Raw genomic sequence first — 19,955 nt, 5'->3', positions numbered from 1 at the left:
ATAAGTGAATTAATTCAAATTGCGCACGATAGCTGGATGCATCGTAGGATTCACGGTTTTGGATGTAACGCGCAATGTCGCTTCGGACTTGGTCTTGATTCATCGGCGTATGTTTGTTGGCTACCGCATCCACTGTTAGTACCCCATTATCATAATGGTGTACTAACAGCGGTATTAAGGTTTGGTATTGCGACAATAGGGCAACGGCAATTAATGCCATGACGTTCAAGGTCATCGAGGTTAAAAAAGCAACTTGATAACGCTTACGTGATTGATCTATCCGTCCAAACGTATCATCAGCCCAGGATCTTGCGTGGGTAAAATAGCGTGTTAATGATGGGTGTTGGTTCATGAAGCACCTCTTCTTAAGTTTTTATGGAGTTGTTTAAATAAATGGGTGGCTGCATTTGTTGTTTGTTGTCCACCGTTAAGGAGTGAGAAAGCGCTTGAACCTAATCCTTTGCTTGCCTTGCTCATAGTGTTTTTTGCAAGTCCTCCAGCTCCTAAGCTGCTTGCGATTAAACCGCCAATCATTGCAGTACCACTGGAAGTGCATACAGAGCCACCAATGCTTTTACCTATATTGACCGCTTGAATAATGCCCATGACACACAAGCAGGCTACAATGAAAATGGGTACCCAAATGGCTGCGCTCACTGGGGCGTTATTACCAATGAAGGATGAGGTAACCTTGTGCAATAGATGAATACACAGTCCCACCACACTGGATACAAAAATCAGCACAAACGAAAAACCAGCTAAAACGCCAAGCCAGCGCTCGAAAAAGGATTTGGTCTGCTCAAATAGAGTGAATAGGATGAATAAAGGGGCAGTACAAAGCGTCACCGCCAACATGAGTTTTGCAATGACAATCTCAATAAAAGCTAATCCAAGTGTGATACTGCCTGATAAAAAAACCATCATCCCTGCAAAATAGGGAGTTAGTTTTCTTAACGAGCCTGCCTCAAACAAATCACAGCCTAAGGTTAAAATCTCATTTAAAACGTTTTGTAGCCCTTGATTGATGGAGTTACCTAAGCCTTGCTTGTGTACGGCAAGCATCAGTTTGGTTGCAATCGTTTCACTACCAATAATAAATAAGTCCCGTACATGAGATGAAAAAAAATCCCAATTCATAGCGAGTAGATAAATTAAGCCCACACGAATTGCAAATCGAAACAGTTCTTGTTGGGGCTGCTCAACCATACCACGTGCCACGGCGTATCCTTTGAGAACAATGTACAAAACAATCATGGATGCCAGCGGAGCTTGCAGCATAGACGACAGGGCTTTATAGCCATCAAAAACAAAATGATGGGTTAATTTATCAATCTCACCAGCCAATTGAATGATGAAATTGTTATAGGTCATGGAACTCATAAGTGTTTCTCACTTATAAAATGAGGTTCATGAGTTGCGGCGTATTCGGCATAATCTTCTGCCAGTGAGGTATATACAGAATGGTCGGTTAAATCTTTGACACTTAGGTGTTTAAAGCCTGAGTCATGTTGTTCCTTAGCAAAGGAAACCATTCCAAGATACAGCGCATCACACGGAAGGTCTGAACTGTTTTTACCATCCATACACTCCAAATAGGCATAGCCATAAGAATCTTTTTGTATTGGAATATGAAGGCTCTTTTCGGCATTCGCTGAGGCATTAAGCAAAAACTTAAGGGTCTCTTGCTTGGAATGCGTTGTTAATGGGTTTTGATGATGACAAGCACATAAAGCAAGAATTCCCACTAGCGACAAGATGCTTTTAAGTAAATTCTTCATTACTTACTCTCCTGTAAGGACACTTCATTAATTGGATATTGCGGACAATAGCGCCCAAATTGAGTGCAGGGAGCATCTAAATCAGGTGGTGTTGACGAGCAGCTAGTTAGCAGAACTAACAGCAATACACTCAAAATCCATTTCATGGTCATGGTTCACTCCTTATCATTGCGGTAATTTGTTAAAGCGAGCGATCTCTGCTCTATCTTGTAGATCTGCCAAACTGTCTTGTGCTGCTTGTTGACTCATCAAGGCTTGTAGACGCAAGCTCATGAGTTGAATAAACCCAATTTCAGTGAGCAGTCGGGAATTTAAATCAATGGCACCTTTAGTATTGGATGAGTGCTCAATCTGTTTGGACAGCTTATGAAGTGCTTCCATGTGTTTATTGATTTCGTTGTAGCTTTCTGTGGTTTGCACTAAGACCGCACGATTGACGGCTTTATCTTCCTTAAAACGTGCTGCTTGAGCAGGGGCGGTATTGGCCTTAAAGCTCGTCTCATCTAGAGCAGGGTGGTTTTTTTCATAAGCTGCAACCAATTCTTTATATCGAGAAGAATTACCGCCAGATAGATTTTGTAATGCATCCTGCCATGTGCTGACCGGCGATTGCCAACTTTGTAAACTGTCTAATCCATTATTGAGATCACCAAAACCATAATGTCCTGAATTCATGGATTTGAGTTGATTTAAGTTCTCCACTTGGGCTTGCGCACTTTCGTAAGTATCACGCATGATACGGTATTGTTCTTGCAGTTCATTGAGTTGCTTTAATGACAGTGCAATCATTTGCGCATCTTCCACGCCTAATAAATCGGCGTGGCTTATCGGTGATAATATTAAGAGTATTGAGAATAAGAAGGCCTTTTTATTCATAAGGCACTCCGTTCAAAAAAAGAGGGCAACCATGTTTGGGCTTCTGTGCCTAACTCCTTCATTAACTCATCAAGTAAGGCCACTGAACGGGTGTTTCCGGAAAGCACGCGAATGAAGTCGCTTAACTCGCTTAAATCAAGACGGCATAACATGGACTCATGTTCTTGCTTATAAAGAAACAGTCGGGACTCTGGAGTACTTTCCTTGATTGCTTCAAATTCGGATTCTGTGAGTTTTAAGGCATCCATGTAGGTTTCTTTTTCCGCACGAGGATTCGGAAATACAATCAAAGTTGCCAGGTTATCTAATACGATATGTCGAATAGGAGAGTTGACAATGCTTTGTGGTGATTGGGTATCAAAAATAAAATGACCGTTCTTTTTGCGAATAGTAGGCAACCACTCACGTAGTGTTTTCTCCCAAAAAGGGGAGGCGAGTAACTGCCATGCTTCGGCCAGTACAAACGAGGTGAGCCGACCATCAAGGCACTGACGCATTCGGTGTAATAAATACAGATATACGGGGGTTGCGATTAATTGTGGTGTGCTATCCATGAGGAAGGTGACATCAAAGCCCACCTTATCAAACTCAAGATTTAATGCATCGGACTCATTATCAAATAACCAGTGATATTCCCCATCAATCCGTGTGGCATCCTGTTTAAGCCAACGCTTGAGATGCGACCAGCGGGAGAAATCAATAGGTAAGTATTGGCTGACAATGCTTAAGGTTCTGTATTCGGGAGCTAATTGTTCGTAAGCATAGTCAATGCACTCATTTATCGTTTCACTGATATGGCTTGGAATCATCTGCTCGTGTTCTTCTAAAAGCAGGGTGGAAAACCATGACTTTAAAAAGGAGCGATTTTCTGGTGTATCGGGTAGTTGTAATGGATTCATCGATACAGGATTTGATGGGGCTATTTTAATGTAACGACTGTTGCCTGAGGCTAAGATGTAAATTTTAGAGGATTCATCTCTATCCAAGAAAAAGCTACGACCGCCAAAGCGTCCCATTTGCGCATCTAAAAAATTAACTAATGTTGTTTTTCCTGCATTATTGCCTCCGAATACTGCCGCGTGTCCTTTGGATGGGTTGGTACGTGAACCCCTAGCATGATAATTAAAATACACTGGTGTTTTCGAGGGGGATTCCAGTAGGGTGACCGCACTACCTAAGAAGTTGTCATGGGAATAACCAGATTGAGTGTTGTGAAGCGAACAAAAGCCTGCAAAGTTTTCCGAGGTAATCAGTGATGCTCTAGCAATAAAGTGAGGATTACAGGGAATTTGGCTCCAAAAGGCAGGTTCTTGGCCTAGAGTTTCTTTCACCACTACAATACCACTACTGGCATAGCGTTTGGTTGCTTCCAATATGAATTCGTCTAATTGTTCTTTATTGGGCGCAAGAAGCATTAAAGTATGATGGTGAGCACCTAATAAAATGGTTTCACTGGCAATACCATCTTCTAACTCAGTTAATGCGTGCATTTGGCTGAGTGCTTTGTCTTCGGCATTAATTAACTTGGAACGCTTTTTTGTGATTTTATCTAAAGCACTATCACGCCCAATAGGGGCAAAGGTATGGGTGGAAATAAATTCACAGTCTAGGGACAGTAAATTATCCAATAAAATACTCACGGTATGTGTCGGGTATTTCTTTAAAGATAAGAGTGCACCAAAGGTACATTCATTTAGGGTATTACCTTGAAATTGGACGTATTCGCCAAACAGTAATTGGTAACGGCTTAAATACTGTCCCAGATGGCCTTCTGGATAGTAGGTTTCTTTCTTAAAAGTACTGGGAATGCTATTGACTATGGGCGGGTTACACCGTGGTTGTGGATAGGGCAGGGCTTGGCCTGCATTGACAACCAAGCTTAAGAACTCTAATAATTCGCTAAATCCTTTCTCTTCATCTTCATCACCTAAACGGCGTGCACCAAATGAGGATAAATTCGCTTGTAATTGATTGACCACATTACTAAGCGTGGCGCAATTTTTTTCTCGCTGGATGTGTTTGAGTTCAGCGCTGACCTGACCAATGCCTTTGAACCATTCAATCCAAGAGCTTGTTTTGCTTGAGTCATCTCCCTTTAATACCACGGTGAGGTACAAGGTATTTTCATAGGCTTTGTTATGGGCAAAGCGTTGGTGGTAGCGTTGATTGAGTGCTTGAGCAAACTCGGATTTAAAATCACCGGTGAGTATACGGGATGCTTTATGCCTGTGGGTCGTGACATAGACGATAAACCGTGAGTCTAAACCAACTAGCGCTTGATGCAGTAAAAAGAGTTGGTGATTTAATGCTTCCGGTTCCGCCACTTCAAAAGAAATACCATTTATGCGTAATACCGAGCCAATTAAACCGGATTGACACTCAAAAATACTGGATGAATTTAAATGGGTGATAGGGAAATTATCTGAAACCTTCGCTTCAAGTGTTACGGGTTTTACGATTTTAAAACGGTTCATAAGCGCGCACCTTCCATAGGGTTTTATTTGGGGTGTGAGGCAATAAATAGCATTTGGCACAAATCGTAAAAAAATGAATGTCGTAGCGACACACCAACCAGCCAAAAACGTGCATGGGTATAAAAATAAGCCCGTACAGTGGAGATAGGCCTATAAATGCGCACATCGAAACCATCAAGTTTAGGATGTGGTATTCAAAGGTTACCCCTAGCGTCATTGCGGGTCTTGTTAATGCATTAAAAAGAGGGCTACTTTTTAGAGTGTTCATGCGCCCCTCCTAGCCAATAAAGGTGTTGTACAAGGTAGAACCACCAAAAATGATGCCCAGCCCCACAAGAATCATTGAGAAGTATTCTTTGGGAAACTTTTGTCGATACAAACATAAGTAACCTGCGATAATGATGCACAGCACTCCGACAGAGCGAGCAAGCCCTCCTTGCAAATAACGGACGGTTCTATCGATAATGCTTTCAATACTCTTTGCATGGCTTGTTGCAGGAAGAAGCGAACAAATCATCGTCCAATACACTAGCGAGACTTTGTTTTGCGCCTTTTGAAGTTTGTTCATCGTGTACCCCTTGTTAAAGAGGCTAATTTTTCTTGCGCCAAATTTTGAGAAAAGACCTCTTCTCGGGCGATATCAATGTGCAGCGGGGCATCGATGCCAATGCTAATGACATCATCCTCTATTTTGATTACCTTCATTTGAATGCGACCTTTATCCATAAAAATCTGCTGTCCTGCCTTTCTGGTTAATACCAACATGTTGCTCTCCTTTTTTAGGCTAAAAGTTCTATACAGCGTTTGATGTTCTTGTTGACTATGTCTTCCTGCGCTCTGGTATGAACAGGGACTATCCGAAACTCTTTTCGTTTCTTTATTTGCTTACAAAAGCCAATCATTTGCGGCAATGACGGAGGCATTTCATATTGATCGCGGCATCCGATGATTGCTTCATGCACTACCACATCAGTAAAATCGGCTAAACCTTCCAGCCATTCCTTCTTAGCAAACTTCAAAAACATCTCATCCTTAAATTGGCTTCGCCAAATATGCCCATAGAAGGCCGCGAATTTTGAGAACAATAAGTCAATACGCTTTTGTTCTTTACTGGTGTCGCTGGAATGAGATGACATTATCTGCTCTTGGTTCTTCTTCATCACAGGGAGGGCAGAACAAGTCTGATCCGGTGTTATTTGTCCTAGTATTTTTTTCACGCTTTGCATGAGGTGTCTCCTGTAATGCATCCATAAATAATTCATCCTCCCAACACCGATTGGCTAACCAATTGGCTGGATATTTCCATGGAGGAACCCATGTTCCTTGTGCTTTAAGTTGGTTTCTATGTTGAAGTTGCTGCTGTAGTGCATGCATGAGTTGTTTAAATAACTCAGGGCTTGGATTTAGCTGCTCAAATGCAGCTTGAGCATTGCTCTTGGATTTCTTCTCCGGGTACAACGACCAAAATTGTTCGAATTGTACTAATAAATAAATATAATAATTATCTCTATATAGAGGTATGGCGGCTTTTGATGGGTTTGCTATGTCGCCTTTTTCAACCTCAACCCCAGAAAAGTCAGTAGCTAATTGATCTGTAACAGGTGGCTTTATGGTGGCTTTCTGTGGCGGGTTTATGGCGGCTTTATTTTGGACAGAATGACCCAAAGTAGCTAATTCACATTTTAAAATTAAATGCATATCTTCTGAGTGGACAACGATCACACCAGCTCGTGCTAAACCTGCAATAGCACGACGAACCTGATCGCGAGAAAAGCTTTGGCTTTTAATCCCTGGACGAGGCTCGATATATAATTGTTCAGAAATAGATTGATGACTTATACGCCTTTTAATACCAACTATTCCTGTTTTTAAGTCCATATAAGGCCTAATCCCTCTTAAATAAGCTAACTGCTGTAGATGAGGTAATCCATCCAGTGCAGCTAACTCATTTTGATTAAGTAAAAAATCCATGTAATACTCTATCCATTGTTAACTTCAGTTTAAGTAAGGTATTAGATGCTCATAAATGAGAACTTATATACCTATGAAAGGTATGTAATAATACCTATATCAATAACATTATACCTACGATGCGTATAATGTAAATATTATTACGTGTTATTGGTATTAAATATTTTGGGGTTTTATGGAACACAACACTCAAGACAATCCAATAAATATTGGTAGACGGCTCAAAACAGCCAGAAGCTTGGCAGGCATAACTAGAAAGGACTTAGAAAGTAAGTACGGAATCAGCATGCATACGCTTCAGTCTTGGGAGTTAGGAAGAAATCCATTACCAGAAAAGGCGGCATCGAAATTAGTGGAGGTGCTCCATGAAACCGGTGTGATTTGCTCAATTCAATGGCTGCTTAATGGCCATGGGAAAAGTCCGTCCTTGGTGAGTTCTGATTTTACCCTTTATCCTACAAACGATAAAAATATGGCTCCCTTGCTACAGGGCGAAAATACAATTCAAAAAGAAATAGATTTTTTTAAAGTAAATAATCCTAATGCTATTGTAATTATGGTTTCAGACGACACTATGGAACCAACCTATTCCATGGGGGATTTTGTTGGTGGTTCGCAGTATATCGCTCAACCCGATATAGAAAGATGTTCTGGAATGGATTGTATTATTGAAACCAGTGAAGGTACCTTTTTTCGTAGGTTATTAAAAAGAAAAAATGGATATGCATTAGTATGTTTGAATGCTCAAACTGAAGTTGAAGAGCCAGTAATTTTTTCAAAGAAGATCCTTGCTGCTACACCCATCATTTGGCATCGATGGAAATTTAACAAACCAGAATCTCTATAATTAAGCTCTTATTAAAATTAGGATAATAATATGAAAACTGCGCTCATTACCGGTGCTAATAAAGGTATTGGCTTGGAATTTAGCCGTCAACTTAAAGAGAAAGGGTACTATGTTATTGGATGCTGCCGTAATCCAGATCAGGCAGATAGCCTTAAGCAGTTAGCTGATGAGGTGATTAAGTTAGATGTAACCAATGACAATGATATTACTTCGATGATAGAAACACTTAATAATCGTCCAATTGATTTACTCGTTAATAACGCAGGTACTAGCGGTGAGCAAGGAGTAACTGTTGGGAACGTTAACAGAGAAAATTTCATTAATGTACTTAATGTCAATTGTATTAGTGTCGTGAAAATTTGTGATGCTTTGTTACCTAATATTCAGGGTAGTGAAGAAAAAAATATTTTAGTTATTAGTTCTCGAATGGGTAGTATCTCTGATAATGAACAAGGCCGTTCCTATGCTTATCGTTCAAGTAAGGCAGCATTAAATTGCGCAATGCGTAGCTTTGCTATTGATGTTCAATCTACAGGTGTTCATGTGATGTTAATTCACCCTGGATGGGTTAAAACGGATATGGGCGGCCCTAATAGCTTAATTGAAGTACAAGTAAGTGTTTCAGGTATGCTGGAACAAGTTGATAAAAACATCTCTAAAAGTCATGCAGATACCTTACACCGTTTTGATGGTGATACAATAGCGTGGTAGTTGCTATTGGTATTAACACCTCAATTCGATTATTTGTTTATGGCAGAGCACTATGGTATTGCATTAAGTGCTTCTCAAAAGCAATTATTTATCTTATGGATATACCATGGGAAAAAACAATGGGCTTTGCAAGCCGCCTATATTGAAGGATACGAAAATACGTATTACGCGATGGTAAAATAAGACACAGAGTATAGGGGCACGATAACTAAAGCTACTTTGGTGGATTTTCGCTTTTGCATCAACCTCTAATTATTAAAATGTTATTTGTGGCTAATAAATAGCAAAAAAAGCTTTCCAGATAACATGTTTTTTCATTGTGTTTTGGTTCAATGATTGAGTTCATTTCAAGCTATACTATTTAGTAATGTCCTTGCTGGAATGAACTCATGTGCGGCCGTTTTGCTTATGTGGCTTCTTATGAAAAACTTAAATATCAATTTGGTCTTACTCACTCGATTGAAATAACCCCACGTTTTAATATCGCACCAGGAGCTGAAGTGGTGTGTGTTGTACAAACTAATCCAGGTGAAATTCAAGGCATTGTGCTGCATTGGGGATTAATTCCTTCATGGACTACGGATAGAAAAAAACTGGGAAGCCTTATTAATGCCCGTGCGGAAACACTTTTTGAAAAGCCTGCATTTCGAGAGGCGATGAAAACCAAACGATGCTTAATGCCTATGAGCGGTTTTTATGAATGGCATCCTGAGGCTGGGGTAAAACAGCCTTACTTTTTTCGAAAAATGAGTCAGGATTTATTAGCAATCGCGGCTTTATGGGATACGTGGCAGGGAGACGGAGAGGTGATTCACTCCTGCTGTTTAATCACAACTGATGCAAATACTTTAATGTTGCCCGTGCATCATCGAATGCCCGTTATTTTAGATGAGCAAGCGCAGGCGATTTGGCTTGATAATTCTCAATGTGATAAAGAACAATTAATGGAACTTTTAAAACCCTATCCCCATGATGATTTGGAAGGATATCGTGTCAGTACGTTGATGAATCGTGCGAGTTTCGAACAACCTTTAGCAATTGATCCGTTAAGTAACTAAAAAAATAAAAATATTTTTCTTTAATATTCTCGAAGACTTAGCTTCTATTTCAGTAGTGATCACGTTTCTTGGGGTTTACAGCACCATTTTCCCTATCTATGATATTTGTAACACAAATCAAAAAGAGTACTTATGTCACCACGCGGCGGGAAAAGAGTAGGAGCAGGGCGTCCAAAAGGAGAGCCTACGAAAACCATTCGTGTACCTGTGTCACAATTATCCGAATTGGAACGTTTAAAAAATCCTGCAATGTATCACTTACCGGTATTCGCAAGTAAGGTACAAGCAGGATTTCCATCACCTGCAGATGATTACATTGAACGCTATCTAGATTTAAATGCGGAATACATTAAGCACCCCTCGGCTACGTTTTTGGTAACCGCTACCGGTGACTCTATGATTGATGCGGGCATCTACTCCGGTGATGTTTTAATTGTTGATAAAAGTTTAGAGGCCGTGGATGGGAAAATTGTCATTGCCGCCGTTAATGGAGAATTGACAGTAAAGCGCTTATCAAGAAAAAATGGTAGGGTGCAATTAATGCCAGCCAATTCCAAATACAAACCCATTGATATTACGGATGAACAAGATGTGGTGATTTGGGGTGTGGTAACCCTTGTATTGCACGAGCCCATCTGATCATGTACGCTTTAATTGATTGTAATAATTTCTATGCCTCATGTGAGCGTTTGTTTCGCCCAGACTTGCGGGATAAGCCGATTGTTGTTTTATCCAATAATGACGGATGCGTGATTGCACGTTCGAACGAATCAAAAGCATTGGGCATTGCTATGGGAGAGCCCTTTTTTAAAATTAAAGCCTTGTGTAAACAACATAAGGTATTTGTCTTCTCCTCTAATTACACGTTGTATGGTGACTTATCTCATCGCGTGATGACCACGATTGAAGAGGCATGGCCACATTGTGAGATTTATTCCATTGATGAAGCGTTTCTTGATTTAAGTACCATGCCCGTTAATCAACATGATGCTTTTTGTATTGCCCTGCAAAAAAAGATTTTAAAAGAAACAGGCATTCCGACATCCGTCGGGATTGGCCAAACTAAAACCCTGGCAAAAATTGCTAATCATTGTTGCAAAAAAATCTTTAAGACTCCTGTTTTTAATGTGAGCTCTCAGCGAGAGGCTATTCTAAAACAAATCCCAGTAGGGGATGTGTGGGGGGTAGGGCGCCAATGGAGTAAAAAGCTAATGAATCGCGGTATTCAGACGGCTTTTGATTTAGCCTCAGTTAATGTCCATCAGCTAAAAAAACAATTTAATGTAGTGATGATGCGTACCGCAATGGAATTACAAGGAATTCCATGTGGCGGCCTTGAAGAGGCACAACCTAAGCAAAGCATTATGTCTTCCAAAAGTTTTGGACAGATGCAAACCCAGTACTCAAGTGTCGCGCAATCCTTAAGCAGCCATTGTGCTCGGGCAGTGGAAAAATTAAGGCAGCAACATTTAGTCGCGCAACGCATGTATGTTTTTGTTCATACCAATCGGTTTCGAGAAGATTTGGCACAGCATTTTCAATCCATTGAGGTGGGTTTCATTAATCCCACGGATGATTTGCGCATCATCACCAAATTTGCAAAAAAATGTTTACGTCGTATTTTTAGACCCGGTTATCACTATAAAAAAGCAGGTGTGTGTTTAGAGGACTTGATTCCTAAAGACCCTAGACAATTGGATATGTTTCATCAGCCCAGTGATGAATCGTTAGAAAAGACGGAGCAATTAATGTTCATTTTTGATAAAATTAATCAAAAATTTGGGCGCAGTACCATTCGTCTGGCGGCAGAGGGATACTCTAAACCCTGGGCAATGCGTGCTGAGCTTAAGTCACCCGCCTATACTACTCGGTGGGCTGATTTGCCCATCGTTACTCTTTAATAATGTATGATTTCGTGCAGGAAAAATTAAAAAAAGAGCACACTTACCAATCATACATAATAAGCACCTTGGCGAGTAATGGCCTTTATTAAATTTTCTAACGTCTTGAGGCAGTAACATGTGATCCAATTCAAACCTTTGATAATGCGGGCTGTCCGCCTATACCCAGTAGGGGGATTCAAAAGTTGCTTCTGTTAGCAGGATTAGAAATTGAGTCGTTTATATCAAACCTGTTTTAAGCAGAAACACTCACTATTTTTTATAAAAAATGTGTCAGTCAAGACTGTCTTTTTAAAATATTTGTTGTTACCATAACCACCCACTTCTTATTTTTATTTATCCCCTCCTTGTGGATAAGCTTCTTTTTTTACTCAAGCGTCAGTTTCTATCATTTCAGTTAAAATGAATCAAAATTCTTATAAAACAAGGCCTATCCACATTTTTGGTTTCTTTGGATATTGAATAACTTATCCACATTTTCTGTGGATATCTCTGTGAATAGATACTGGTTATCTAGGAACATCATGAGTTTAAATAAGTGCATCAGCTTTTATCACCGAATAAGTAGCATGAAAAATTTAAGTATTTTGAGAGGGAGGGGGACTCGCAAAGTATATTGAATACATGCGAGTCATAAAATCCATTATCGAGTATGCGTCCACATCCTTGTGGCGGGTATCGTCCATGATACCAAGACAAAGTCCTTTTAAGACCTCCATTGTCTTTACTCATTTTAACTATAGCAAAGCCTGAGATGGCTTATATAGCGGATATGGTGTATTGAACTGTAAGAAATGTCTTGTATTGGTGTAAGACAGCGCGATTCTATCGGTTGTGAGGTACCATTGCCGATTCTGTCAGGTATTTTATTGCCGTGGAAGTCTTTGTATCCCAGCCTTTGCGACTGTCACTATCATAATAATAAACCGTTGGTCGGAATGGGGTTTAATTAACCAGATACGGGCCAACTATCGTTTTGAAGTCGTTGCATCTGGTGCTAGTCAATATGGATGCGCCCGACTCACTAGCCATTAACTGGTTTTCTTTTTGGATGAAGGCTTAACTTTTTTCCCCATACTTTTCTTTAATAAGGTTATAAAATCGACGACTGCTTCATTTGATTTAGGGGCAGTACGTACTTTCTTTCCTTCTTTGAGTAGCTTTTCAGTTTGCTGGTTGAGCCATTTCTGCAAACTTTCTCGATATTCATTATGGTATTTTTCTGGTTTCCACTCCGCACTCATGTCTTTGATTAAGTCTGTGGCCATTTTGAGCTTTTTGTCAGTCACTTTATAGTTTTTAACAGGCTCTACCGGCACGGAAATTTCTCCTTCATTGCGGATTTCATCATTAAAGTGGATAAGGTAGAGAATTAAGGCATTTTCATGAGCAAGAAGAAGGCTTAGTGATTCTTTGGTTCGAATAATAACCTTGGCAATCCCTACTTTATTTGTTTTTTTCAGGGCTTCTCTTAGTAGAACATACGCTTTTTTATTTTTACTATCAGGAATGAGATAATAAGGCTATGTAAAAATAAATAATCAATTTCATCCAAATCCACAAACTCTTCGATGGCTATGGTTTTAAAAATTTCAGGACTTGCTTTTTCGAAGAGTTTTTCATCAACGATAATGTATTCATCTTTATCGTACTCATATCCTTTGACGATGTCTTCATAAGCTACTTCTTCACCTGTTTCTTCTGCAACTCGTTTATATCGAATTCGAGAACGTGTTTTAGAATCAAGCAGATGAAAATGAATGTCGTTATTTTCTTCAATAGAGACCAAGGCTACAGGTATGGTCACAAGACCAAAGGAAATGTCTCCTTTCCATATCGATTTTGCCATATTAGCTCCAATGCGTTGTCTTTAAATAATAGACCTACTTTCGAAGTTAGGGTTTAAAAATAGATAAGGTTAATAAGCATTTATACTGTAAGTAACTAGTATTAACTTGGGTTTTTATAAGCCAAAAATAATCATGCTTTTGAGTGTGACAGCATGGTTTCAGCTATTTCATAAGTTTCGCTCTTAAAATGGCCTAGGGGTGAAAGGTTGCTATAGCCCAATAAATGGGTATTGGAATTAAGTTTTCCTCTTTTTGCAGATGAAAAATAGGGCGCAATCACTGATTTTGCCGAGGTGGCTCTTAGTTCAATACAGGTTGGACACTCTTTAGGTTTGCACGCCTTCATTTCATAAATGTGTTTATTATTTGCTCAAATTTGAAAGTAATATGGAGCAATCTTTCCATTTTATATGAAAGAAAGAAATAATAAATTAAACAGGTCAGCAGTAAAATTTAAACATTACCAAAAGCCAGGGATGCTGCCTTTGGGGGTGTCGTCTAATGGCATATTGCATTCTAAAATAGGGCAGTTTTTACCTTCATTTAAAGAAGCGATCCAATCAATTTTATCGTTTAATGTAAAACCTCCAAATTCTTGACGAAATGAATCTGGGAATGAGGACTCAACTGGAGGCATGCAAAAGCATTCACTATTATGAAATATATAGGCTTGACTTCCAAATAGCTGTTTTTTATGAATGCTTATCAAGTAGCGATCAATAGCCAGGGCAGCTAAATTTGTTGCTTCTGGTTTACCTAATTGCGCTGATTTATTAGACCAAATAAATGCTTGATAATAGTGATCTGGACTGTCCCCATGCTGAAAAATCAATGCAGCATTGATGTAGTCTTTCGCTGACAGAAAACATCCTTCTCCAAAAATTTCCCCTACCCGCGTTCTTCGCTTAAGATCGTTGAGAGCGACATGTTCTTTTTCCTCTTGAGTCTTGTTATACCAATCTTCGCGATCCTTTTGATCTGCCTCTTCTAGTTGAGTTATTTCTAAAGAGCGGATCTTTTGCAGTTCGGGGTTCATAATACAAGGAATGTATGGGGCACTATGAATAATTGGAGTCGCTATCAATAAAGCAATGAGTGAAAAAAAATCCTTTTTATATAGCATCATGAGATCAGAAATAGTTTGGTAGGGATTTATTATATTCTCATGAGACTAAAAAAAATACCTGTTAAGGTGTAGTAATTTTTAGTGCTATCAACATATCAAATCACTTACCTTAATACTCCAGATTTCATGAGCCACGGAAGTTTTGCTTATCATTATTAAATATGGGTAATATGAGGAAGCCATACAATTAACATGTTGCATGTATTACTGTGTTTTCAAAAAAATGCAATTTCCATTAAACGTATCATCCATAGAATCTAGATTATTAAAGAATTTTGCTTGAATATTCATAACCAGTTGATCATTATTTAATGTCAATGAGGCTTCTGAAATAGAAGTATATATAATGTTTTCATTAGTACCAGTATTTATACTAGTCCCATTAATCGTTAGCACAGTTTTTGTAGGATTCCATGTAAAGCGCATTTGTGAATTATCATAAGAATCAGTATTTGAAGAAGCACTCATGGTCATGGCACCATATTTTAGATCATGGCCATTAATTGTTGACGTGGTCTAATAGATAAAAAACTAAAATTAACCTAAAGCAGTTTCCGTAAAACGATGGGGTTGTGAATTGCATGGTATTGAATATTAATTATTCTATTTGATTATAAATTGATTCGAAAACTCTAGTCAAAAATCAGAAGTTCGCTTTGAAGTTTATACTTCTAGAGTTGTGGTTGGTGTTATACTTATAATTTTATATCTCATATTTTGCACATGTTGCCTATCATCTACTGTAAATTCCAGCATTCCTAATTCACATAGATGATTGAAATAGGCTTGAAGGGTTATTGAGTATGATGGCATGTAATCTAAAAACTCAGGTGGAACTAGATCAGGATAATATTGACTTAATTCTCGTATCCTTTTAACGCAGCGATGCTCACCGCACTGAACTGTAATTTGGGACACAACTTCCCAAATAAAAAAAAACGGCTCTCGGTAATTATTGCAGATAAACGAATCATAAATAATAGCTTGCCAGATACGCCTATCGCAGCAAAAAATCCAATCCCCGTCAGGGACGTATAGATTAAGGAAATGTGGTAACTCGTTAAAAGTGTAATAATTTTCGCCATACATTTCCCATACAGGATTCAATTTCAGTCTTTTACTAGAAAGCGGTATATATCTCTTATTGCGAAGCATCTTGAAAATTTTTAAAGCTTGCGCAAGCTCTAACTTTGCTTGTTCTTTGTGTTCATAATATTTTTTTTCTCTCCCTTGAATCTTTACTGACAATCGGGTTACAAGCTTTGGATATAGGCGCTCATTGGCTTTGGCGTTATACAACCATTGAACATGATTTGAATTATTAATATAACACCAGAAGGCCTCTGGGTTTTTTACATCTTTCTGCTTCAATTCAGAAAGATTAATTTCTATAGCTGATATATTGGCATTCTTTATTTTCGCAATCTTTTGATCGTCCACCTTATGACTATAAAAAATTTCAATGATGAGCGGTATCCCTTCTTTGTGTGCCACTAAATCTGCTTTCATTCCATGAAGTTTTTTTTCTTTTTCAACGGAATCAAAATATATAATCTTACTATTTCGAAGAAAGATTTCATCTTCTGTATGTTTTAATCCCCTTGAATCTGATGCAAATGCAGTGCAGACGTATGTAGGTAGAGTTATTTTCTTTTTCTCCATTATCATCTGCTTCGCAGCTAAATGGATGCTGCTTTCTAGCCCACCCTTACATTCATTAATATTCTTATGTCGAAAATGATGTTGTTTTATTCGGCCTTTGACCGCGATTAGGGGCATTTTGCAATCTAGACAGATGCAATTACATTCTTCACCACCTTCTACATTTGTTATGTGGACAATAATATTATTTTCATTTAATCCGAAAGGTAGTTTTATTTTTTCAGTTTTAATCATTTGTCTATTTTCGACTCGTTGAGTGATGAGATCTAATTACGAAAATCAGTATTTGCATACCCAGAACCGAAGTGAAATATATGCTTACATCTTAAAAAGAACAAAATTTTATCCATTGATATATTGTTAGTCAATTGTCATGCTGGACTTTAAGCTGGAGTTTGAAATTGGTAGGTATTGTTAAACTAATCGCAACTTGAATGTTTTTAGGGAAGCGCCGGATAAGCGACTTCAATTTGTTACTACGCACCATCCTGGAAGCGGTGGCGATGCGAGAAAAGAAGCAAATAAAAATTATATACTCATTGCTTTAAAAGATGTTATACCATCGATGATTCCATTTGATGCACCAGAAGTTAATTCTGTAAAGTATTCTAATGTATGGTTGAAAGATAATTTAACATCATGCGAACTATTAGAAGATCCAAGTAAAAAGTGAGTACAAGCTATTAATTAAACCAGCGGCTCCGCCTGCAGCGATACTGATTACTAAAGTTGTAATATCATTAAAATTCCTGACTTCCAAAAATTTTTGTTATTGACTAATTCATAAGACTATTATCTTTAAAAATCATATATAAGTACTGATCGAATAGCTGCATACAATTAGTAAGAAAATCCTGCAAAACCTGGCTTTTCTCTAATAAAAGATATCTTGCTAAGTCATGCCCCATTTCTTCTGTAGAAAGAGCAAATATATATTTTTTATTATTTCTTTCTCTGGTGATAGTTATCCCATTATAGAGACCAAAGGATTGGCGTCCCTCAATTGCTTTCTTCTCTGATTTTTTGGAAAAAGTAATTTGTGACCATGGTAGCGCTATAAAAGTGCTTGCCTCAGCGATTCGTTTGAGGGGATCGTCCAAAATGAATTTTTCATCGTGATAAAAATCAATCCAGTTATTATCTGTACAGAAACGGTGAGACATGCCTGAATTGAACCCTAAAAAATAGAAATAATCACAGCCTATTTTTTTTAAGGAATGAAAATTTTTATAGAACTGTAATTCAAATTGCTCAGGAAAAGTACTGTGCAAATACCTACTTTGTTGTTTACTTACATCCATGCTGCTACTTATACACATCCAGTGATACAATAATCTACTTAATTTTTACTGGGATGTAAATGAAAAGTGTCTTGTTCTCTGCCTTTTTAGGAACATTAATAGAAGTATACGATTTTTCAGTTTTTCCTTTTTTTATTCCTATACTTAGCGAAGTATTCTTCTCTTCATATGAAAAAAGTAATGCGCTTAACTTTACTATTTTGGCTTATGTAGTTAGCTATTTTGTTAAACCAATAAGCGCTATAGTTTGTGGTTATTTAATGGATTATTTGGGTAGGAGAAGAGTCTTCATTTTTACTACAGTTTTAATGACTGTTGCTACTTCTTCTATAGCCTTGATGCCTTCATCATTAATGAGTTGGGGATATGGGACTTTATTAATAATTTGTAGAGTTCTGCAGGGAGTAGCGATCTCGGGCGAGTTCTCAACTGCAATTATTATGGCAGTAGAAGAAGGAAAAAAGCGTTCTGCCCTTGTTGGATGTATAGCATTTATAGGAGGGGCTACAGGCTTATTACTTGCTAATCTTAGTGTTTTAATAGTTCTGCATTCAATTCCTCATGAGCAAATGATCCACTTTGGTTGGAGAATCCCTTTTTTAATAGGAGCAATAGGTTGTATTTCCTTACTCTATATAAGGTCGGGATTAAAACACGATTTTGTGGATAGCAAAAAACCTTATACCTTTAAATCGCTTTTTAAAGCGAATAAGAGAGCTTTATGGCTTGTGTTTATAGTATCAAGCCTTTCCGCTTCAGCTTTTTATATTACTTTTGTTTTTCTACCTACTTTGTTATCAACTTTATTAGCTCTGCATACTCATCAAGATGCTATTTTGATGACCTTAGCCGCATTAATTTTATATGTAGTAGCTTTGCCTTTGGGGGGCATTTTAGCAGATAGAATTGGTATCCTAAGGCAGATAAAAATTGCCATAACATTATACTTATTATTTTCCTATATGACGTTTAATGCGATTCCTGCATTAGGTTTGCTAGGTGGCATGGTGATCTTGGTTTTATTTTCCATTATTCAAGCATTGCTGAATTCTGCATTGCCTGTATTTATAGTTGAACAGTTTGAGTTTAATCAAAGAGGAAAAGCCCTTGGGGTTTCATATAATATAAGTTTGGCATTATTTGGTGGTCTGTTACCTTTCATAATTGCTACTTATAATAATCATTTAAATCCCGGGATTCCTATTACAATCTGCGCAGTTTTATGTTTAATTTTTATTAATTTTAAGGAAGTAAAGCATGGTTATTTACGAAGTAAATTTGCTGATTGAGGAAGAGGTTTACAATCAATTTCAATCGTGGTTAAAGGAGCACGCTAGAGAAATGCTTCAGTTTCCGGGATTCATCCACGCTCATATTTTGAAGCCTGAAAATGAGGATATACACACGCAGAAAAAGCTTACAGTTCAATATCAGGTAGATAATAAAAGCTCTCTGACGAACTATTTTAACCAATATGCCGCCAAAATGAGAGAAGAGGGTTTAAAGCATTTTAAAGATAAATTTTCTGCAGTGAGGAGAATTTATGAGGTGCAAGAGTATATTTCAAAATAATGATACGTTTACGCGTATTTATATTGTAATTATACTTAACGCGCGTATATAATAGGTGGTGTTTATAAATAACTCGCTATAAGGATGTATGATGGATAAAAGAGTTTTTAAAGAAGTGGAAGCCGCAAATTATATATGTATGAGTCGTTCTTTTCTTTCTCAGGATAGAGTAAATGGAACATTAAAGAATAGAACTCCGGGACCTAAATTTATAAAAATAGGGCGCTCTATTCGCTACTTAAAAGAAGATTTAGATATTTGGTTGGATGAACAAAGAAAGCCGTAATCAATGCGGCTTTCATTTAAACTTGACAGTAATTCTTTCATTTCGACTTATTTCCCTGAGCCAGCCCACAAAATAAGTAATATAAATAGAATACCTGGCCAAATATATGCAAAAGTGACTCCACAAATTAGAGCAGGGATCCATCCTAAACCCACACCAAGCAAAAAACCATAGGTTGAAATGAAATGTATATAGGCAGTAATAAATGTAACAACTCCCACAATTAATGAGATAAAATGATAAATTTCAAAGTTAAATTTCTTATCTAACTCTTTATTTATTAATAAACTGGGTGAAACAAGAGGTGCTTTTTTATTTTTCGGCTCAAAATCTATAAACTGGGTTTTATCAAATATGTTGGAATCAGTTTCTTGTGAGTTCTTCATTCGAGTATAACATGAGTTGAGTTGATTTTTTCTTCTAGAATTCTTATAAATAATAATAATTACAGTTGCTGAGTAATATAAAATTACGAAAATAACCCCTAGAAGAATGTTGTATTGAAATATAATAACGGCAAGCCAGATAGGAGTTATAAAGGT

At 37.8% G+C, this 19,955-nt stretch carries 27 protein-coding genes and 1 pseudogene; 10 read left to right on the top strand and 18 right to left on the bottom strand.

Features of this window, described 5'->3' with window-relative positions:
* From LOX96_RS16705 to LOX96_RS16655, 11 genes are all read right to left on the bottom strand, one after another.
* On the bottom strand, positions 1–352 hold a 352-nt coding region (locus LOX96_RS16705), incomplete at its 3' end, for a VirB8/TrbF family protein (protein WP_250456427.1).
* A complete protein-coding gene (locus LOX96_RS16700; RefSeq protein WP_250424441.1) occupies positions 349–1,371 on the bottom strand; it encodes a TrbL/VirB6 family protein in 1,023 nt (340 codons plus the stop codon). The genes LOX96_RS16705 and LOX96_RS16700, both read right to left, overlap by 4 nt.
* A 5-nt stretch (positions 1,372–1,376) precedes the next feature.
* Complete coding sequence (gene lvrD / locus LOX96_RS16695; RefSeq protein ID WP_250424442.1) at positions 1,377–1,778, bottom strand: T4SS-associated protein LvrD; 402 nt, start codon at positions 1,776–1,778, stop codon at positions 1,377–1,379.
* A complete protein-coding gene (lvhB7, locus tag LOX96_RS16690; protein WP_250424443.1) occupies positions 1,778–1,930 on the bottom strand; it encodes a T4SS-associated protein LvhB7 in 153 nt (50 codons plus the stop codon). The genes lvrD and lvhB7 overlap by 1 nt, the downstream gene beginning before the upstream one ends.
* A gap of 13 nt (positions 1,931–1,943) precedes the next feature.
* Positions 1,944–2,654 carry a type IV secretion system protein gene (locus tag LOX96_RS16685; protein ID WP_250424444.1) on the bottom strand — a complete coding sequence of 237 codons (711 nt, stop codon included), beginning with the start codon at positions 2,652–2,654 and terminating at the stop codon, positions 1,944–1,946.
* Entirely contained in the window at positions 2,651–5,128 is a 2,478-nt protein-coding gene (locus LOX96_RS16680) for a VirB4 family type IV secretion/conjugal transfer ATPase (protein WP_250424445.1), read from the bottom strand. Before LOX96_RS16680 ends, LOX96_RS16685 begins: the two co-directional genes overlap by 4 nt.
* Positions 5,115–5,396: a VirB3 family type IV secretion system protein gene (locus tag LOX96_RS16675; protein WP_250424446.1), complete on the bottom strand. Its 282-nt coding sequence runs from the start codon at positions 5,394–5,396 to the stop codon at positions 5,115–5,117. The genes LOX96_RS16680 and LOX96_RS16675 overlap by 14 nt, the downstream gene beginning before the upstream one ends.
* Positions 5,397–5,405: 9 nt before the next feature.
* Entirely contained in the window at positions 5,406–5,696 is a 291-nt protein-coding gene (locus LOX96_RS16670; protein ID WP_250424447.1) for a TrbC/VirB2 family protein, read from the bottom strand.
* Positions 5,693–5,893: a carbon storage regulator gene (locus LOX96_RS16665; protein ID WP_250420693.1), complete on the bottom strand. Its 201-nt coding sequence runs from the start codon at positions 5,891–5,893 to the stop codon at positions 5,693–5,695. Before LOX96_RS16665 ends, LOX96_RS16670 begins: the two co-directional genes overlap by 4 nt.
* Positions 5,894–5,907: 14 nt before the next feature.
* Positions 5,908–6,264, bottom strand: a complete 357-nt coding sequence (locus LOX96_RS16660) for a Vir protein (protein ID WP_250424448.1) — start codon at positions 6,262–6,264, stop codon at positions 5,908–5,910.
* Positions 6,236–7,099, bottom strand: a complete 864-nt coding sequence (locus LOX96_RS16655) for a hypothetical protein (protein WP_250424449.1) — start codon at positions 7,097–7,099, stop codon at positions 6,236–6,238. Before LOX96_RS16655 ends, LOX96_RS16660 begins: the two co-directional genes overlap by 29 nt.
* 175 nt (positions 7,100–7,274) lie before the next feature.
* On the opposite strand from LOX96_RS16655, the gene LOX96_RS16650 reads away from it, so the two are divergent.
* The 6 genes from LOX96_RS16650 to LOX96_RS16625 all read left to right on the top strand — a co-directional run bounded on the left by LOX96_RS16650 (position 7,275) and on the right by LOX96_RS16625 (position 11,616).
* On the top strand, positions 7,275–7,946 hold the full coding sequence (locus LOX96_RS16650; protein WP_250424450.1) for an XRE family transcriptional regulator: 672 nt from the start codon (positions 7,275–7,277) through the stop codon (positions 7,944–7,946).
* Between the two features lie 30 nt (positions 7,947–7,976).
* Positions 7,977–8,657 (top strand): SDR family oxidoreductase, encoded by a 681-nt coding sequence (locus tag LOX96_RS16645; RefSeq protein ID WP_250424451.1) that lies wholly within the window; start codon positions 7,977–7,979, stop codon positions 8,655–8,657.
* A 6-nt stretch (positions 8,658–8,663) separates the two neighbouring features.
* Positions 8,664–8,840, top strand: coding sequence for a hypothetical protein (locus LOX96_RS16640; protein ID WP_250424452.1), 177 nt, complete (start codon positions 8,664–8,666; stop codon positions 8,838–8,840).
* Between the two features lie 206 nt (positions 8,841–9,046).
* Positions 9,047–9,715 carry an SOS response-associated peptidase gene (locus tag LOX96_RS16635; RefSeq protein WP_250424453.1) on the top strand — a complete coding sequence of 223 codons (669 nt, stop codon included), beginning with the start codon at positions 9,047–9,049 and terminating at the stop codon, positions 9,713–9,715.
* A 132-nt stretch (positions 9,716–9,847) separates the two neighbouring features.
* Entirely contained in the window at positions 9,848–10,354 is a 507-nt protein-coding gene (locus LOX96_RS16630) for a LexA family protein (protein ID WP_250424454.1), read from the top strand.
* Between the two features lie 2 nt (positions 10,355–10,356).
* A complete protein-coding gene (locus tag LOX96_RS16625) occupies positions 10,357–11,616 on the top strand; it encodes a Y-family DNA polymerase (protein ID WP_250424455.1) in 1,260 nt (419 codons plus the stop codon).
* Positions 11,617–12,647: 1,031 nt separating this feature from the next.
* Here the strand turns inward: LOX96_RS16625 and LOX96_RS16620 are convergent.
* The 5 genes and pseudogenes from LOX96_RS16620 to LOX96_RS16595 all read right to left on the bottom strand — a co-directional run bounded on the left by LOX96_RS16620 (position 12,648) and on the right by LOX96_RS16595 (position 16,488).
* Complete coding sequence (locus LOX96_RS16620) at positions 12,648–12,935, bottom strand: Ku family protein (protein WP_250424456.1); 288 nt, start codon at positions 12,933–12,935, stop codon at positions 12,648–12,650.
* 6 nt (positions 12,936–12,941) lie between these two features.
* Positions 12,942–13,465 (bottom strand): annotated as a pseudogene (gene ku, locus LOX96_RS16610) (non-homologous end joining protein Ku); the annotation flags it as partial.
* Between the two features lie 461 nt (positions 13,466–13,926).
* Positions 13,927–14,592, bottom strand: a complete 666-nt coding sequence (locus LOX96_RS16605) for a hypothetical protein (RefSeq protein ID WP_250424458.1) — start codon at positions 14,590–14,592, stop codon at positions 13,927–13,929.
* A gap of 204 nt (positions 14,593–14,796) precedes the next feature.
* Entirely contained in the window at positions 14,797–15,060 is a 264-nt protein-coding gene (locus LOX96_RS16600; RefSeq protein ID WP_250424459.1) for a hypothetical protein, read from the bottom strand.
* A 195-nt stretch (positions 15,061–15,255) separates the two neighbouring features.
* The gene (locus LOX96_RS16595) at positions 15,256–16,488 is read right to left on the bottom strand and encodes a competence protein CoiA family protein (protein WP_250424460.1); all 1,233 of its coding nucleotides are present in this window, start codon (positions 16,486–16,488) and stop codon (positions 15,256–15,258) included.
* Between the two features lie 196 nt (positions 16,489–16,684).
* Here LOX96_RS16595 and LOX96_RS16590 point away from each other — a divergent pair, with 196 nt between their 5' ends.
* A complete protein-coding gene (locus tag LOX96_RS16590) occupies positions 16,685–16,927 on the top strand; it encodes a hypothetical protein (protein ID WP_250424461.1) in 243 nt (80 codons plus the stop codon).
* A gap of 103 nt (positions 16,928–17,030) precedes the next feature.
* On the opposite strand, the gene LOX96_RS16585 is transcribed toward LOX96_RS16590, so the two are convergent.
* On the bottom strand, positions 17,031–17,555 hold the full coding sequence (locus LOX96_RS16585) for an autoinducer binding domain-containing protein (RefSeq protein ID WP_250424462.1): 525 nt from the start codon (positions 17,553–17,555) through the stop codon (positions 17,031–17,033).
* Positions 17,556–17,614: 59 nt separating this feature from the next.
* On the opposite strand from LOX96_RS16585, the gene LOX96_RS16580 reads away from it, so the two are divergent.
* The 3 genes from LOX96_RS16580 (at position 17,615) to LOX96_RS16570 (ending at position 19,413) form a co-directional block, all read left to right on the top strand.
* Positions 17,615–18,844, top strand: a complete 1,230-nt coding sequence (locus tag LOX96_RS16580; RefSeq protein ID WP_250424463.1) for an MFS transporter — start codon at positions 17,615–17,617, stop codon at positions 18,842–18,844.
* The gene (locus LOX96_RS16575) at positions 18,813–19,127 is read left to right on the top strand and encodes a DUF4286 family protein (protein ID WP_250424464.1); all 315 of its coding nucleotides are present in this window, start codon (positions 18,813–18,815) and stop codon (positions 19,125–19,127) included. The genes LOX96_RS16580 and LOX96_RS16575 overlap by 32 nt, the downstream gene beginning before the upstream one ends.
* A gap of 91 nt (positions 19,128–19,218) precedes the next feature.
* Positions 19,219–19,413: a helix-turn-helix domain-containing protein gene (locus LOX96_RS16570; protein ID WP_250456424.1), complete on the top strand. Its 195-nt coding sequence runs from the start codon at positions 19,219–19,221 to the stop codon at positions 19,411–19,413.
* Positions 19,414–19,460: 47 nt separating this feature from the next.
* Here LOX96_RS16570 and LOX96_RS16565 read toward each other — a convergent pair.
* The coding region (locus tag LOX96_RS16565) for a hypothetical protein (RefSeq protein WP_250456422.1) at positions 19,461–19,955 on the bottom strand (495 nt) is incomplete at its 5' end.

It is taken from the genome of Legionella maioricensis, assembly GCF_023618015.1.
In the GTDB taxonomy this organism is placed as follows: Bacteria; Pseudomonadota; Gammaproteobacteria; order Legionellales; family Legionellaceae; genus Legionella; species Legionella maioricensis.
Note: the sequence above shows the minus strand (reverse complement) of the source record. Positions and strands in the feature narration are given on the sequence as shown.

Coding starts and splice junctions, on each gene's coding strand:
- LOX96_RS16605 (WP_250424458.1), bottom strand. CDS start 14,592: ATGATGCTATATAAAAAGGATTTTTTTTCACTCATTGCTTTATTGATA.
- LOX96_RS16650 (WP_250424450.1), top strand. CDS start 7,275: ATGGAACACAACACTCAAGACAATCCAATAAATATTGGTAGACGGCTC.
- LOX96_RS16580 (WP_250424463.1), top strand. CDS start 17,615: ATGAAAAGTGTCTTGTTCTCTGCCTTTTTAGGAACATTAATAGAAGTA.
- LOX96_RS16685 (WP_250424444.1), bottom strand. CDS start 2,654: ATGAATAAAAAGGCCTTCTTATTCTCAATACTCTTAATATTATCACCG.
- LOX96_RS16700 (WP_250424441.1), bottom strand. CDS start 1,371: ATGACCTATAACAATTTCATCATTCAATTGGCTGGTGAGATTGATAAA.
- LOX96_RS16570 (WP_250456424.1), top strand. CDS start 19,219: ATGGATAAAAGAGTTTTTAAAGAAGTGGAAGCCGCAAATTATATATGT.
- LOX96_RS16600 (WP_250424459.1), bottom strand. CDS start 15,060: ATGAGTGCTTCTTCAAATACTGATTCTTATGATAATTCACAAATGCGC.
- LOX96_RS16625 (WP_250424455.1), top strand. CDS start 10,357: ATGTACGCTTTAATTGATTGTAATAATTTCTATGCCTCATGTGAGCGT.
- LOX96_RS16680 (WP_250424445.1), bottom strand. CDS start 5,128: ATGAACCGTTTTAAAATCGTAAAACCCGTAACACTTGAAGCGAAGGTT.
- LOX96_RS16660 (WP_250424448.1), bottom strand. CDS start 6,264: ATGTCATCTCATTCCAGCGACACCAGTAAAGAACAAAAGCGTATTGAC.
- LOX96_RS16670 (WP_250424447.1), bottom strand. CDS start 5,696: ATGAACAAACTTCAAAAGGCGCAAAACAAAGTCTCGCTAGTGTATTGG.
- LOX96_RS16585 (WP_250424462.1), bottom strand. CDS start 17,555: ATGGATGTAAGTAAACAACAAAGTAGGTATTTGCACAGTACTTTTCCT.
- LOX96_RS16575 (WP_250424464.1), top strand. CDS start 18,813: ATGGTTATTTACGAAGTAAATTTGCTGATTGAGGAAGAGGTTTACAAT.
- LOX96_RS16645 (WP_250424451.1), top strand. CDS start 7,977: ATGAAAACTGCGCTCATTACCGGTGCTAATAAAGGTATTGGCTTGGAA.
- LOX96_RS16630 (WP_250424454.1), top strand. CDS start 9,848: ATGTCACCACGCGGCGGGAAAAGAGTAGGAGCAGGGCGTCCAAAAGGA.
- LOX96_RS16635 (WP_250424453.1), top strand. CDS start 9,047: ATGTGCGGCCGTTTTGCTTATGTGGCTTCTTATGAAAAACTTAAATAT.
- lvhB7 (WP_250424443.1), bottom strand. CDS start 1,930: ATGACCATGAAATGGATTTTGAGTGTATTGCTGTTAGTTCTGCTAACT.
- lvrD (WP_250424442.1), bottom strand. CDS start 1,778: ATGAAGAATTTACTTAAAAGCATCTTGTCGCTAGTGGGAATTCTTGCT.
- LOX96_RS16655 (WP_250424449.1), bottom strand. CDS start 7,099: ATGGATTTTTTACTTAATCAAAATGAGTTAGCTGCACTGGATGGATTA.
- LOX96_RS16675 (WP_250424446.1), bottom strand. CDS start 5,396: ATGAACACTCTAAAAAGTAGCCCTCTTTTTAATGCATTAACAAGACCC.
- LOX96_RS16595 (WP_250424460.1), bottom strand. CDS start 16,488: ATGATTAAAACTGAAAAAATAAAACTACCTTTCGGATTAAATGAAAAT.
- LOX96_RS16665 (WP_250420693.1), bottom strand. CDS start 5,893: ATGTTGGTATTAACCAGAAAGGCAGGACAGCAGATTTTTATGGATAAA.